12 protein-coding genes are annotated in these 15026 nt (G+C 60.7%); 6 read left to right on the top strand and 6 right to left on the bottom strand.

Going from position 1 to position 15026, the window contains the following annotated elements; translation table 11 throughout:
- Positions 1 to 10 precede the first annotated feature (10 nt).
- Together QZ460_RS00780 and QZ460_RS00775 are read left to right on the top strand one after the other, a co-directional pair.
- Complete coding sequence (locus QZ460_RS00780; RefSeq protein WP_290539679.1) at positions 11 to 1381, top strand: RagB/SusD family nutrient uptake outer membrane protein; 1371 nt, start codon at positions 11 to 13, stop codon at positions 1379 to 1381.
- Positions 1382 to 1472: 91 nt separating this feature from the next.
- The gene (locus tag QZ460_RS00775; protein WP_290539678.1) at positions 1473 to 2225 is read left to right on the top strand and encodes a LytTR family DNA-binding domain-containing protein; all 753 of its coding nucleotides are present in this window, start codon (positions 1473 to 1475) and stop codon (positions 2223 to 2225) included.
- A 178-nt stretch (positions 2226 to 2403) separates the two neighbouring features.
- On the opposite strand, the gene ssb is transcribed toward QZ460_RS00775, so the two are convergent.
- Genes ssb through lpxK form a run of 3 tightly spaced genes read right to left on the bottom strand, consistent with a single transcriptional unit; the run spans position 2404 to position 4746 of the window.
- Positions 2404 to 2907, bottom strand: a complete 504-nt coding sequence (gene ssb / locus QZ460_RS00770; protein ID WP_290539677.1) for a single-stranded DNA-binding protein — start codon at positions 2905 to 2907, stop codon at positions 2404 to 2406.
- A gap of 5 nt (positions 2908 to 2912) precedes the next feature.
- Entirely contained in the window at positions 2913 to 3719 is an 807-nt protein-coding gene (locus QZ460_RS00765) for a purine-nucleoside phosphorylase (RefSeq protein WP_290539676.1), read from the bottom strand.
- Positions 3703 to 4746 (bottom strand): tetraacyldisaccharide 4'-kinase, encoded by a 1044-nt coding sequence (gene lpxK / locus QZ460_RS00760; RefSeq protein WP_290539675.1) that lies wholly within the window; start codon positions 4744 to 4746, stop codon positions 3703 to 3705. The genes QZ460_RS00765 and lpxK overlap by 17 nt, the downstream gene beginning before the upstream one ends.
- 369 nt (positions 4747 to 5115) lie before the next feature.
- Between lpxK and QZ460_RS00755 the strand changes: the two genes are divergently transcribed.
- The 4 genes from QZ460_RS00755 to rd are packed head-to-tail and all read left to right on the top strand — an operon-like array spanning position 5116 to position 7960.
- Positions 5116 to 6411: a peptidoglycan DD-metalloendopeptidase family protein gene (locus tag QZ460_RS00755; protein WP_290539674.1), complete on the top strand. Its 1296-nt coding sequence runs from the start codon at positions 5116 to 5118 to the stop codon at positions 6409 to 6411.
- Positions 6412 to 6424: 13 nt separating this feature from the next.
- Positions 6425 to 7222, top strand: coding sequence for a 2-C-methyl-D-erythritol 4-phosphate cytidylyltransferase (locus QZ460_RS00750; RefSeq protein WP_290539673.1), 798 nt, complete (start codon positions 6425 to 6427; stop codon positions 7220 to 7222).
- On the top strand, positions 7206 to 7739 hold the full coding sequence (locus tag QZ460_RS00745; protein ID WP_290539672.1) for a PH domain-containing protein: 534 nt from the start codon (positions 7206 to 7208) through the stop codon (positions 7737 to 7739). Before QZ460_RS00750 ends, QZ460_RS00745 begins: the two co-directional genes overlap by 17 nt.
- A 56-nt stretch (positions 7740 to 7795) precedes the next feature.
- Positions 7796 to 7960, top strand: coding sequence for a rubredoxin (gene rd, locus QZ460_RS00740; protein WP_290539671.1), 165 nt, complete (start codon positions 7796 to 7798; stop codon positions 7958 to 7960).
- Positions 7961 to 8231: 271 nt separating this feature from the next.
- On the opposite strand, the gene QZ460_RS00735 is transcribed toward rd, so the two are convergent.
- From QZ460_RS00735 to QZ460_RS00725, 3 genes are read right to left on the bottom strand one after another with little or no spacing between them, the layout of a single operon-like run.
- Positions 8232 to 11765 (bottom strand): GH92 family glycosyl hydrolase, encoded by a 3534-nt coding sequence (locus tag QZ460_RS00735; protein ID WP_290539670.1) that lies wholly within the window; start codon positions 11763 to 11765, stop codon positions 8232 to 8234.
- A complete protein-coding gene (locus tag QZ460_RS00730; RefSeq protein ID WP_290539669.1) occupies positions 11766 to 14018 on the bottom strand; it encodes a GH92 family glycosyl hydrolase in 2253 nt (750 codons plus the stop codon).
- Positions 14018 to 15025 carry a glycoside hydrolase family 130 protein gene (locus tag QZ460_RS00725; protein ID WP_290539668.1) on the bottom strand — a complete coding sequence of 336 codons (1008 nt, stop codon included), beginning with the start codon at positions 15023 to 15025 and terminating at the stop codon, positions 14018 to 14020. Before QZ460_RS00725 ends, QZ460_RS00730 begins: the two co-directional genes overlap by 1 nt.
- Position 15026 lies beyond the last annotated feature (1 nt).

Genomic DNA, 15026 nt, shown 5'->3' with positions numbered 1-15026 from the left:
GTTGAAAAAAATGAGAAAAATAGCATATATCCTGCTTGCCGCACTGGGACTCGCCTCGTGCAACTATCTGGAAATAGAGCCCGTCGGAAAGGTGATCCCACACAAGACCTCGGAATACAGGGCCCTGCTCACCGAGGGATACAGCCGCTTTCCCTATGCCAGCTCGAAGGCCTACACCGGGTTGCTGTCCGATGAAGTCGGCCTGTTCCACGAAGCCAACTTCTTCGACAGCAGCGACGCCATAGCCCTCTCCTACAACTACACCTGGCAGTACGAAACGCAGATGTGGGAGTATCCCTACCAGTATTATTACCGGGCCATTTTCCAGGCCAATGCCGTGATCGACGGCGTGGAGCAGGCGGACGACGACTCCTCGGAAGACAAGCGACAGGTTCTCGGAGAGGCCTATGCCATGCGTGCCTACGCCCACTTCGATCTGGTGAATCTCTACGGGAAACCCTATGATCCGCAGACCGCAGCGACCGACCGGGGTGTGCCCCTGTCCACCTACATCGACATCGAGCAGAAATACCGCCCGACGAATGTTGCGGCCGTCTACAAACAGATCGTCGAAGACATCGAGGCCGCCCAGGAGGCGATGACCCTGGAGAAACAGAAAGATCCGACGCTCAACTACCGCTTCTCGCTCGATGCGCTCGCCGCATTCAAGGCCCGTGTCATGCTCTACATGCGCAACTGGCAGGCGGCTTACGAGGCGGCGACGAGCCTGCTGCCCAAATACAAACTCGTGGATTTCAACGCCTCGCCCGAAAGCGACGACCTGCCATGGAAAGCAACCTCTCCGGAGGCCATATTGGCCTGGGAACGCCCGTTCGGCGGCGGAAACGGAGACCTGCGCGGCGCCAGCATCCTCTCGGACAAAATCCTCGGGCTGCTGGACGAGGCGACGGACAACCGCCGCAGCTACCTCAATCCGGTGAACAGCTACGACGCCGATCAGAAGCCTACGCTCCTGGGATACTGTCTGAACCGTTCGTCGTCGGACCGCGTGTCGATCCGCATCGCCGAAATGTACCTCATCGCGGCCGAAGCCGGATCGTATCTGCCGGCGGAACTGGAGAAGGCCAAGGGCTATCTGCTTGACCTGAAGGCCAAACGACTGAAACCCCAGGCAATGGAGGCACAGCGCACCAAGGTCGGAGCGATGAACGCCGAGCAACTGCGCGCAGAGATCGCCGACGAGCGCGCACGCGAGCTGATCGGAGAGGGACACCGCTGGATGGACCTGCGGCGGACGACCCGTCCGGCCATCATCAAAACCTACAAGGACCGGACCTACACGCTCAATGCCAACGATGCGCGTTACACGCTGCCCTTCCCGCTGTCGGCCATCGACGGCAACCCCGAGTTGAACAACTGAATCGAGAAAACGGCCCGGAGACATTCGGGCACGCGCTGAAAAAACAGTCCGGTTTTTGCACCGGACTGTTTTTTTTGTAATTTTACACGTCATGAGAGCCATTATCATAGAGGACGAGCCTCTGTCGGTCGCGGAACTGCGCACGACGCTCGCAGAGGTCGCCCCGCAGATCGAGGTTGTCGCCACGGCATCGTCGGTCGCGGAGGCTGCCGCAGTCATCGCTGCCGTCGGACACGACCTGATTTTCATGGATATCCATCTCGGAGACGGCAGCGGATTCGACATCTTCGAACGCACGGAGATCGCCGTGCCGGTCATCTTCATCACGGCCTACGACTCCTACGCTCTGAAAGCCTTCGAAAACAAGGGAATAGACTACCTGCTGAAACCCTTCGGACGCGAGGATTTGCAGCGGGCGATCGATAAACTGGGGCTTTTGGCGGGAGGAGGAAGCGATGCTGCGGAGCAGGACTCCCCGGCGCCGACACAGACGCCGGTTTATCAGGAGCGGTTTCTGGTGCACATGGGCGCCCGGATGAAATCGGTCACAACGGCCGAAATAGCCTATTTCATGGCCGACGGCAAGTACCTCCACCTCGTGACCCACGACGGAAAAGATTACATAGTCGACCGGACACTGACCGAAGTGGGCGAAAAACTGCCGCCCAACCTCTTTTTCCGGATCAACCGCCGTTTCATCGTCGCCTTCGACGCCATTCGGGAAATGATACGCTATTCGGGCAGTCGGATCAAGGTGGTGCTCCACCCGCCCCTTGCCGAAGGGGAGGAGACGTTCGTCAGCACCGACCGCGTGCCCGACTTCAGGAAGTGGCTCAACCGGTAGCGCACGAAGGTTGGAGGGGCAAAAAGCCCCCACGAGCACGGGGGATACCTGGAAAACTGCGATTTTTGATTTGCGACGGGCTGCTTGCCCCATCGCGAAGAACGGGGCGGCGGAAGGTACCTCCGGTACGCTCTCCATCCGCCCCGTCCGGGGGATATGCGGAAAAACCACTTACAAATCAGAAGGGAAGGTCATCAGGGTCATCGGCCGGAACCGACGGGGCTGCCGCCTGGGGCTGAGGAGCCGCTGCCGGACGCGGTGCCGGCTGCTGATAGCCCCCTTGCTGGCCGTAGGAAGCCTGCGGCTGGGCTCCATAGGAGGGAGCCGGAGCCCCGTCCGAAGCGGGATTGTCCGAGCGGCGGCCCAGCAGGTTCATCGTATCGGCCAGAATTTCGGTCGTATAGCGTTTGTTGTTGTCCTTGTCCATCCATTCGCGGGTGCGCAGGCGCCCCTCGATGTAGATTTGCGAACCTTTGCGGACAAAACGGTCCACCACGTCAGCAAGTCCGCGCCACAAGGTAATCGTATGCCACTCGGTGTGTTCCTTCGTTTCGTTCGACGCCCGGTCGAACAGGCGCTCCGTCGTCGCCAGACGGACACGGGCGACCTTCACGCCGCTTTCGGTCGTACGCACCTCGGGGTCGAGGCCTACGTTGCCGATCAATATGACTTTGTTTACCATAGTGCTTACAGTTTTTCAATCATCCGACGGAAAAGAATCTCCATGCGCGCTCCCGCCTTCTTGCCCTGCCGCTGCACATCCTCGTGATCGCCAACCTCGTCCGAAAGGCCGCAGTTGGTGATGACCGACACACCGAAGACCGGAAGCGACATGTGACGCGCCACGATCACCTCGGGAACGGTCGACATGCCCGCAGCATCGCCGCCGATGGCCTTGAAATAGCGGTATTCAGCCTGCGTCTCGAACGTGGGACCCGTGCCGCCGACATAGACCCCGTACTGGAGCTTGATCGACTCCTCCTCAGCGATCTTCGTAGCTGCGGCGATCAGCGATTTGTCGTAGCAGTTGTGCATGTCGGGGAAACGAGGCCCGAGTTGGGACAGGTTGGGACCGATCAGCGGATTGGGCATCAGGTTGATGTGGTCGGTAATGACCATCAGGTCACCCACGCGGAACGAGGTATTGATGCCGCCCGAAGCGTTCGACACGAAAAGGTATTTGATGCCGATCTGTTGCATCACGCGCACCGGAAAGGTGACCTGCTGCATCGTATAGCCCTCGTAGTAGTGGAAGCGGCCCTGCATGGCCACGACCCGGCGGCCTTCGATCAGACCGAAGATCATGCGGCCCTTGTGCCCCTCGACCGTCGAAACGGGAAATCCGGGAACGTCCTTGTATTCGATGATGAACCGGGCGTCGATCTTATCGGCGAAATCGCCCAGTCCGGTTCCGAGTATGATACCCACTTCGGGGGCAAAATCTTCGGTCCGGCTCTTGACAAAAGCGGCGGTTTGCTTAATTTCCTCTAACATCTTCTTCTAGTTTTTGTAGAAAATCCGTTGCCGAATCCTCTATGAATGAAATATTTATCGGTAAATAGTACAGGTTGCGGCGGACCAGGTCAGGGATTTTCGACCGATTGATCATCTTGACGGCATCCTTCTCGGTGGTAACAATTACCGCGCCCGGATGCTTCTCCAGAAGCGCCGCAAGGGCGTTCATGTCGCGGACCTTGTAGACATGGTGGTCGTCGAGCGTCATCTCGGCCACAACCTCGTAACGCTCACGGAGCGTCTGCAGGAAGGGCTTCGGATTGCCGATGCCCGAAAGGGCGATCACCGGACGACCCTGGGCCAGCGGCTCGCCGGACGCCTCGTCGGCATAGAGCGGCTGGGGCATGAAACTCTCGAAACGCGTGAAATAGACCCGCTGGTAGGCCACCTGGATCAACACCTTGCGCAGAATGCGGCGGTCGATCGGAGCCATCCGCTCGGGGCATTTCGTGACGACGAAATAGTGGGCCCGGTGCAGCTCCTCCGGGAGGTCGCGCAGGGTCCCCGCAGGCAGCATCCGATCGTGCTGGATGGGCCGCGTGGCGTCGATCATCACGATATTGATCTTCGGCTCCACGTAGCGGTGCTGGAAACCGTCGTCCATGATGATCAGATCGACCTCGGGATGCTCGGCGCAAATGCGGCGGATCCCCTCGGAACGCTTCTCGCACACGGCGACCAGCGTATCGGGAAACTTGAGCTTGATTTGCAGCGGTTCGTCACCCACGTCGCGGTAGTGGGAATCGGTCCGGACTTCAAGGTAGCCCTTCGTGCAACGTCCATAGCCGCGCGAGAGCAACGCCACGTTGTGCATCTGGGACATGTAGGCGATCACCATCTCGGCCATCGGGGTCTTGCCCGTGCCGCCGACGGTGATGTTACCGATGCAGATGATCGGAATGTCGAACTTCTCGCTTTTGAGGATGCCCCAGTCGAAGAGGCGGTGACGGAATGTCACCCCCGCTTTATAGAGGAAGGCCGCAGGCGCAAGCAGGCATTTGAGCATCTTTCGATCGGTTTGAACAGATAACTTTCAAAGATAGCGTTTTTTCCCGGGATCACCAAACCAAAAGCCGCAAATCTGATTTCCGGGCGGAAAATGGCGGTCTGTTCGGCGGGATCCGGACACCCGGATGCGTCCTCCGAGCGGGGCCGCGCGTGCATTCTCCGGCCGCGTCCGCGCGTGCATTCTCCGGCCGCAAAAAAGCCGCTCCCACGGCAGTCACGGCGCGCAACGGCAGGAAAGAAACAAAAAAATTTGGGATTACACCCCCTCTTGCACTATCTTTGACCGGGTCCCGGGTCGTTTGCGGCCCGGCAATTTGCAAACAAGTTTGCATTTGCGCCCGCCATGCACTATCTTTGTCTTCATCTTATGGAAAATCTGAAAATAGCGATATGCGCCCTGCTGCTCGCAGCGGCCGGCGCCTGCAACCGGACCCAGGGCCCGGCGGTGGAAACGGAGGAGGCAGAGGAGCCCCACAACATACTTTACGGCATCAACGCCGACGACTACCGCACCGAGACCGGGGAGGTCGGAAACGGAGAAACGCTGGGGAAAATACTCAACGGCTTCGGCGTGTCGGCCCTGGCGGTCGACCGGCTGGACAAAGCCTCGAAGGAGGTCTTCCCGCTGCGCAACATCCGCGCCGGGCACAAGTACACGGCATTTATCCACGAGGACTCGCTCTATGCACCCCATCTCGACTACCTCGCCTATGAAATATCGGTGACCGACTACGTGGTCTTCGGATTTCACGAAGACTCGGTCTCCGTGCGCAAGGACGCCAAGGCATACACACTGCGCCGCACGAAGAACAGCGCCGTGATCAACTCCTCGCTCTGGGGAGCGATCATGGAGCAGCGGCTGCCCTACGCCCTGGCGGCCGAAATGGAGGACATCTACCAGTGGACGGTGGATTTCTTCGGCATTCAGAAGGGTGATGAATTCACGGTGATCTACGACGAGCGCTTCATCGACGACACGGTGTCGGTGGGCATCGGGCGCATCTGGGGCGCGAAGTTCGCCCAGGGAGGCAAGGAGTATTATGCCATTCCGTTCCGTCAGGGCGGAAAAATCCAGTACTGGGAGGCCGACGGAGCCAGTCTGCGCAAGCAGATGCTCAAGGCGCCGCTGAAATACTCGCGCATCAGTTCGAAATTCTCCTACGCGCGCAAGCACCCGATATACAAGGTATACCGACCCCACACAGGTGTCGACTACGCCGCACCGAAGGGCACGCCCGTGCACGCCGTGGCCGACGGTACGGTGATCTTCAAAGGCTGGGGAGGCGGAGGCGGCAACACGCTCAAGATCAAGCATGCCGGCAACCTGATGACGGGTTATCTCCACCTGAGCGGCTATGCCAAGGGGATTGCCAAAGGTGTGCGCGTGTCGCAAGGACAGCTGATCGGATACGTCGGATCGACGGGAGCATCGACCGGACCGCACCTCGATTACCGTGTCTGGAAGAATGGCACGCCGATTGATCCGCTGAAGATTCCGTCGGAACCCGCCGAGCCGATCTCGCGGGAAAACCGCGCGCTGTTCGAATTTGTCCGCGACCGCATTCTGGCAGAACTCAACGGCCCGGTCAAGCCCGAGGAGCAGATCACGCAGCTCGATTCGCTCGTCCTGCCCGCAAGCGTGCAGGAGCCCGACAAACAATAAAGCGACAAGGAGAATGGAACACACGGGAGTCATCATCGTAGCAGGGGGCAGCGGACGCCGCACGGGCGGCAATCTGCCCAAGCAGTTCCGGTTTCTGGGAGGTATGCCCGTACTGGCACGCACGATCAACACGTTTGCCGCGGCACTGCCCGGCGCGGAGATCGTGGCGGTACTTCCCGAACAGCACATCGGGTTTTGGAAAAACCTCGCGGCGCGTTTCGAAGTCGCCGAACACAAAATCGCCGCGGGAGGTGCGGAGCGCTTCCACTCGGTGAAAAACGGATTGGCGGCACTGGAGTCCGCCCCCGGGCTGATCGCCGTGCAGGACGGCGTGCGCCCGCTGGGGAGCGTCGCGATGATCCGCCGCGTGGCCGAAGCCGCCGCAAAACAGGGGGCGGCAATTCCGGTTGTGGAGCCGGTGGATTCGTTCCGCGAAATGGACAAAGGGACAGACGGAAGGCTGGACGAAGGAACGGGATCGGCAGGGAATGGCGGATCAGCGGAGAATGGCAGATCGGCGGAGAATGGCAGATCGCATATCGTCGACCGCCGCATCCTGCGCATCGTGCAGACCCCGCAAATCTTCCGTGCGGAGATTCTGCGCCGCGCCTACGAGGCCCCATACCGCGCGGAATTCACCGACGACGCTTCGGTGGTCGAGTCCATCGGGCAGGCGATCTGCCTCACGGAGGGCGAGCGCGAAAACCTAAAAATCACAACCCCCGGAGATTTCATCATCGCCGAAGCGCTGATCGCAGCACGCGAAGACGCCGAAAACGAAGAAAGGAGGAACGATGCAGAGCACGTATAAATACCATTTCGATCACAGCACGATCTATTGGACGCTGATTTACATCATCGTCTTCGTCCTGCTGGGCACCCTGTTGTATCATCTCTACGAGGGAGGCTACCTCTCGGCGTGGTTCACCTCGTTCATCGTGGCCCTCGTGGCCCTGATGTCGCTGTCGATTCCCCGCAAGATCGTCGTGTCGGACGAGACGGTCGAAGTGCGCTGTCTGCTGGACATCACCGAAATACGCCGCGACGAAATCGCATCGGTGCGCCGGGTGGACCCCAAGCGCATGAAATGGTTTCTGCCGATCTTCGGCGGATGCGGCTTCTTCGGATACTACGGCCACTTCATCGACCTGAGAAGGCTGGACCGCGTGCGGCTCTATGTCTCGGAGTGGCGGAATTTCGTCGAGATCACGGACATCTACGAAGACCGCCTTTACGTCTCATGTGCCGATGCCGACCGTCTGGTGGCCGAACTCACCCCGCCGGGAGGAAACCGTCCCGACGAAGAAGCGGAGGAGGAGGAAGCATAGACGGCAGATAATTTGCATACGCATTATTCACCTTATAAATAAAAAATAGATAAAAGATGAAAAAGTATCGTTGTGTAGTCTGCGACTGGATTTACGATCCCGCAGTCGGCGATCCCGACGGAGGAATCGCCCCCGGAACGCCGTTTGAAGAGATTCCCGATGACTGGGTATGCCCGCTTTGCGGCGTCGACAAGAGCAATTTCGAAGAGGTTCAGGAATAAACCCGCGTTTCGATGAAACGAAAGATGCGCCCCGAAAGGGAGCGCATCTTTTTTGTGAACAAATCCGAGGTTTTCCGCCCCGGCCTTTCGCAGGGACAGCCGGCCCGGCCCCGTCCAAGCCACCTCCAGCCAGGAAAGCGGCTGGACCGCAAAAGGGGCCCACTCGGCGAGCGCCGCAAGAGGAACTCACACGGCGTGCGGCTCGGGGCCCGGAGGTGCGCAACGGCCCGGGGAGGGCTCGGCGAATGACGCCTGCACCGCGAGTTCGTCCCTAACGGATGGAGTTGAGCAAATCCACCTTTCCGTCGTTGACCAGCTTGAGAATCAGCTCGCCGAACAGCGTATTCTGCCAGGCGAACCACGGCCGGGTGAAATCCGCGGCGTCGTGGCGCGAGAAGGATTCGTGCATGAATCCCGTGCCGGCGTCGGTGGTGATCAGCTGGCAGATGCAGTCGCGGATCTCGTCATCGTCGGTGGAGGTGAACGCCCGCATCATGATACTCATGGGCCAGATCATCTCCACACCGATGTGCGGGCCGCCGATACCCTCTCCTGCCGCACCGCGCCAGAAATAGGGATTTTCCGTGCTCCAGACAAACCGCCGGGTATTCTCATAGATCGGGTCCGTACGCTCCACGTCGCCCAGATAGGGCATTGCCAGAAGCGACGGGACATTGGCGTCGTCCATGAGCTGTGCGCTGCCGAAACCGTCGACCTCGAAGGCGTAGATCTGACCGAACTCCGGATGCGCGACCACGGCGTATTTCTGCAGGGCCGCAGCCACCTCGTCGGCCAGAGCCGTGCACTCCGCGGCCAGCGCCGTCTCGCCGTTCACCGCCGTCAGGATTTCCGCCGCCTTGCGCAGCGACGTGACGGCCATGAAGTTCGAGGGCACGAGGAATCCGAAGGTCGTGGCGTCGTCCGAGGGGCGGAATGCCGAGGCGATCAGCCCCACGGGTTTCACGGGATTGCCGCGCCCCACATGGCAGCGGGTGTCCAGCTGACGGTCCGTCGTGCGCAGGAAGATGTAATCGCCCGGCCCCTCCTTCATCTGCTGCTCGCGGAGCGTTTTCAGGATGTTGTGCATCGCCGAGGTCCACGCCCCGTCGAAGACCGACGTGTCGCCCGTAGTCTTCCAGTAATGGTGCGCCAGGCGAATCGGATAGCAGTGCGAATCGATCTCCCACTTACGCTCGAAAACCATGGGGTCGGCTTCCGGGAAATCCGTCTTGTCGCACATCCCCGTGGGCTCCACGTTGAAGGCATTGGCATAGGGGTCGATGTTGATGAGCTTCAGTTGACGGCGGATCACGCCCGCGATCATCCGCTGCAACGAAGGCTCCTCCTTGCACAGCTGCACGTAGGGCCACACCTGTGCCCCGGAGTCGCGGAGCCACATGGCCGGGATATCCCCCGTATAAACATAGGTGTCGGGATTGCCGTTCTCGTCCTCGCGGTAGTGGACCGTGGTGTCGAGCGTGTTGGGGAAGCAGTTGGCGAACATCCACCGGAGGCGCTCATTGGTCAGAAGCCCGCACACGCGACCGATCTCCGTCTCCACGGCTTCCGACGTAAAAAGCCGCTTTTCCGGAGCGGGACGCTGGTCGACATACTCCGCCGGTTCGTCGGGGCAATACCACACCTTCGGCCGGGGACCCATCTCGAAACGCAGCTCCCCGCCCTTCATCAGCTCTTCGTGCTGCAGATAGGCTTTCGTATAGGGCTGTCCGTTGAGCCACACCCGCTGGATGTATTTGTTCGTGGCGGAGTTATTCTCGGCAACGATCGTGAAGGTCCCGCCCGGGACCTTCACTTCGGCCCGGTCGAACAGCGGCGAACCGAACCAGTATCTTCCGCCCGCAGGCTCAACCTCATACATGCCCAGCGCCGAGAGGACATACCAGGCCGACATCTGCCCCACGTCCTCGTTGCCCGAAAGTCCGTCGGGAGCATCGTGGTAGAGCGTAGAGAGCACCTCGCGGACCCGGTCGGCCGTCTTCCACGGCTGGCCCAGCATCGTATAAAGGTACAAAATATGGTGCGAGGGTTCGTTGCCGTGGGCATACTGGCCGATGAGACCCGAAATGTCGGGCGAAGTCTCGCCACCCTCGACCACGGAACTTACCGTGAACAACGAATCGAGCTTTTCGAGCATCTGCTTCCGCCCGCCGAAACATCCGACAAGACCCGCAACATCGTGCGGCGCCAGCCATGTATACTGCCAGGCATTGCCCTCGCAGTAGTCGTCGTCGCGGTGTTTCGAAGCAAACGGGTTGAACGGCGTGCGCCAGCCCTTTTTCGAGTCCCGGCCCCGCATGAATCGCGTCGCAGGGTCGAAATAGTTGCGGTAGCTATGGCTGCGGTCGGTGAAATACTTCGCGTCGTCCATCCTGCCCAGCGCCTCGGCGGCCCGCGCCGCGGCACCATCGGCCAGGGCATACTCCATGTCGTAGGCCACAGCCTCCTTGAACAGATCGCACGGAATATAGCCGTAATCCATTCTGAAGCCGTTGCCCCGGTCGGGATTCCAGGCCGTCTTCCGGATGGCCTCGAAAGCCTTCGTCCGGTCGAAGCCCCCGATACCCTTCACGATGGCGTCCGCCACCACTACGATACCCGGGTTGCCCACCATGCAGTCGGTCTCGTTGCCCCACAGGTGCCACACCGGAAGGCGGCCCTGCTCGTCGGCGATATGCAGCATCGTGTTGACGATGTCGGGCATCCTTTCGGGATGCAGCACCGTCATCAGCGGCATCGCGGCCCGGTAGGTGTCCCACAGCGAGAAGGTCGTGTAATTCACGAAATCGGCGCCGCGGTGGAGTTCCTGGTCCGAACCGTAGTAGTCGCCGTTGACGTCGCAGAACACCGACGGAGCGATCATCGTATGGTAAAGGGCCGTATAGAAGATCCGGCGGGCCGTCTCGTCCGCGGTCTCGATCTTCACCTTCGACAGCTCGGCATTCCATTTCGCATCGGCGGCCTTCACCGTCCCGTCGAAATCATAGTCCGGGAGCTCCGCGGCGAGGTTCGCTTTCGCGCCTTCGACGCTCACGGGCGACAGGGCCACCTTCAGGAGCAGCTGCTCGCCCTCGGTCGTTCGGAACGACGCACGGGCATATTGGGCGCCCTCGGTCCTGAACTCCGTGAACGGTTTCGAAAACTCCGCGGCAAAGTAGACCCGCTGATCCTTCGCCCAGCCCGTCGAGTGGCGCCAGCCCGTCACCATACGGTCCCCCTCTTTTTCGAGGTGCGTTTGGGTCGCCTTGTCCCAGCAGCCGCCGTTCTCCAGGTCGAAAACCACACCGGCATCCTCGGAGGCGGGGAACGTATAGCGGTGCAGACCCACGCGCTCCGTAGCCGTCATCTCGGCACGGATGCCGTAGCGGGTCAGCGGAACGGAGTAATAGCCCGGGCGAACGATCTCCTGGCGACGGTCGGCGTAGGACCACATGCCCGACGCCGGATCATCCTCCGTACCCCGGGCGCAGGTCACCTCGCCCGTGACGGGCATGACCGTGATATCGAACAGATCGCCGATGCCGGTGCCCGAAAGGTGTGTGTGCGAGAAGCCGATGACGGTCGAATCGCTCTGATGGTAGCCTGAGCACCAGTCCCACGCCTGCGGGATGCTCGTAGGACCGACCTGCACCAAGCCAAACGGAACGTTTGCGCCCACGAAGACGTGCCCGTGGCCGCCCGTGCCGATCTTCGGATCGACATAGCGCGTGTAGCCCTCCTCGGCAGCGGGCTGCGTACAGGAACCCAGCAGCAGCGTGGCGAATAATAATAATCCGGAATAGTTCATTTATTTGTCAGTTTGAAGTTCAAAAGTAAGTTTGCCGCCCTTGAGCAATTCGCCGTGCGAAATCCGATAGTTTTTCAACGGTTTGTCGCCCAGAGTCATCCGCCGGACATAGCCCTCGCCGGTTTTCTCAAGGATCAGGGTGCCGCGGCCGGTGTCGATTTCGGCCCGGTCGAAGGTCGGGGCCGTCAGCGTATAGTACGGTTCTCCCGGGCAGTCGGGATAGAGCCCCAGCATCGTGAAGACCGCCCAGGCCGACATCGTCCCCGTGTCGTCGTTGCCCGGGATGCCGTCGGCCCTCGTGGTGAAGTATTTGTCCAGCAAAAGCCGTGTCTGGCGCTGCGTGCGCCACTCCTCGCCGCGAAAACGGCTGAACAGGTAGGCATAGGCGATGTCGGGTTCGTTCGCAGGGTCGTACAAGCCCTCGTCGAAGACCATTTGCAACTTGTCGACGAATTTGCGTTTGCCGCCCATCAGCTTCGCAAGGCCCTCCACGTCGTGCGGAACGTAGAACGTGTAGTTCCACGCACTCCCCTCGTGGAAGCCCGGGGCCGCCGTGAAGTTCTCACCCGCCTTCGGGTCGAAGGGGCTCAGGAACGTGCCGTCTGAATTGAGCGGCCGGAGGGTCCCGCTCTCGGCGGAATAATAGTGTTTGTAGCCCAATGAGCGATTGCGGAACAGGCGTGCGTCGTCGTCATATCCGAGCGAATCGGCCAGCAGCGACAGCGCCGCATCAGCCATATAATACTCCAGCGCATGCGACACGGAGGTGTCGCCCGCAAGGTCCTTGCTATAAAATCCCAGCGGGATATAACCCCGCTCGGCATAGGGATCCAGGTCGGGACGCACGCGGTTCTGCGCTCCGGGCGTCGTAGCCGACTTGCGCATCGCCTCGTAGGCCTTGGCCACATCGAAATCGCGAAGGCCTTTCATCCAGCTGTCGACGATCACCGGAATCGCGGGGTCGCCCTCCATCGTGAAGGTCTCCCGGCCGTAGAGCTCCCATTTCGGAAGCCAGCCCCACTCCTCGTACATGCCCACCATCGAGCGCAGCATCTCCTGCTGGCGTTCCGGGTAGACAAGCGTCAGCAGCTGGTGCAGGTTGCGGCAGGTGTCCCACAGCGAGAAGACCGTATAGCGCTCGCCGTCCGTGACACCCGTAAGACCCGAGTGCTCCATCAGCGGATACTCGCCGTTCACGTCGTTCACGAGGTTGGGGTGGATCAGCGCGTGGTACAACGCCGTGTAGAACACCCGCTGCTGCTCGTCCGTGCCGCCCTCGATCCGGATACGGCCCAGATCGGCGTTCCACTGCGCACGGGCCTTCTCCCGGATCGCGTCGAACGTCGCGTCCGCCGCCTGCTCGGCATCGAGGTTCCTGCGCGCATTCTCCGTCGAGACATACGAGATGCCCATACGCACCTCGACCTGCTCGCCTGCCCGCAGGTCGTCGAACGTGAACCAATAGCCCACGTCGTCGCCCGCAAGTTCGCGCCCGTACTCCGTATAGAGTTTATACGTCCCGTTGTCCGGCGTCCATTCGGCCTCGACGCCCGTCATCGGCCGCTGTTTCTTCCAGTAGCCGCTCGCCGACGGGGTCTTCGTCACCCGAAGCACGAAATAGACCGGGAAGACCTTCTGCGCATTGTAGCAGAACGTGCCCAGCAGTTTCGTTCCCTCAATCTCCGTGGCGCTCACGCGGCGCACCATCGCCCCGCTCTCGTTCGTAAGGCCCTCGCCCAGATTGAGCAGAATGTGGCCCGTACCCTCCGGGAAGGTGTACCTCTCGGCCGAGGTGCGCGGTGTGGCGGTAGCTTCGGCAAGAATGCCGTAGCGGTCCAGAGTCACGGCATAGTAGCCCGGAGTGCCCTTCTGGCCGCTATACGCCGTGCCGTACTCCCGGTAATCCACCTTCAGCGGTCCGCTCGTCGCCATCGTCAGCAGTGCGCCCATCTCGGGGCATCCCACACCGCTCAGGGTGCCGTGCGCAAAGCCCGTGAAGAACTTGTTGCACCACTCGTAGGGTGTCGACCACCAACGCGCGTCCTTGTCGAAGAGGTTCTCCTCAGAACCCATGACGTTGAACGGAACCACCGACATCATCCCGTTGGGCGTCACAGCCCCGGGGTTTGTCGTCCCGAAATTCGTCGTCCCGATGAACGGATCGACCCGGTCGGCCGGAGTCTGCGCCGAAGCCGCAGCGCCGAAAACGGCTGCGGCGAGCGCCTGGGTAAGAAGCGTTCGTCGCAGTCGCATCAGAGAATCGAGTTTTTCTTCGTAAATTCAATGATCTCCGGGATATAGCCGAATGCAAGACCCGTAACCGTGTCGGCGCATCCGTAGTAGATGGCCACACGCCCCGTGGCGGGGTCGTGCAGGGCCGCGCAGGGGAACGTGACGTTCGGAACGTCGCCCGTCAGTTCGTAGATCTCGCGCGGAGAGATCAGGTAGGGACCGCTGCGGGCCAGGACCTTCCAAGGTTCGTCCAGGTCGAGCAGCGCGGATCCGAAGGCGTAGACATAGCCGTTGCACGAGCGCAGCACGCCGTGGTAGAACAGAAGCCATCCCTCCGAAGTCTCGATGGGAACGGGACCTGCGCCGATCTTCATGCACTGCCAGGCCGAAACCTCGAACGCTGCGGGAGACATCACATGACGGTGGCGGCCCCAGAACTCCATGTCGGGCGATTCGGAGTAGAAGATATCACCGAAAGGCGTATGTCCCGTATCGCTCGGGCGCGACAGCATCGCAAAGTTGCCCCCGATCTTGCGCGGGAACAGCACGCCGTTGCGGTTATAGGGAAGGAAGGCGTTTTCAAGCTGGTGGAACGTCTCGAAATCATCCGTCCACGCGATGCCGATCGTCGGTCCGTGGTAGCCGTTGCACCACGTAACATAATACTTGTCGCCGATCTTCGCAACGCGCGGATCGTAGCCGTAGACCCACTCCCCGATCTCGCCGTCGCCGCCCGTCAGGCGGAAATCCTCTTCCGAAATATCCCACTTCAGGCCGTCGACCGAGAAGCCCGTGTGGATACGCATGCGCCGGTTCGTGTCGTCGCAGCGGAAGACTCCGGCGTAGTTATACGGACCCTTCTTGAAGGGAATGACCGCCGAGTTGAAGATCGAATTCGAGGTCGAAAGCGCATCGCGCCCGATGATCGGATTGGCGCTGTAACGCCACAGAACTTCCTTGCTTCCCGAAGGACGATCCTCCCACGGCATATCGGGCAGATTCGCGCCCGCAATTTTCAGTGTACTCATA

The sequence above is a fragment of the Alistipes sp. genome (genome assembly GCF_020026455.1).
GTDB lineage: Bacteria > Bacteroidota > Bacteroidia > Bacteroidales > Rikenellaceae > Alistipes.
The sequence above is the reverse complement of the archived record's forward strand: the minus strand, read 5'-3'. Positions and strand labels throughout refer to the sequence as shown.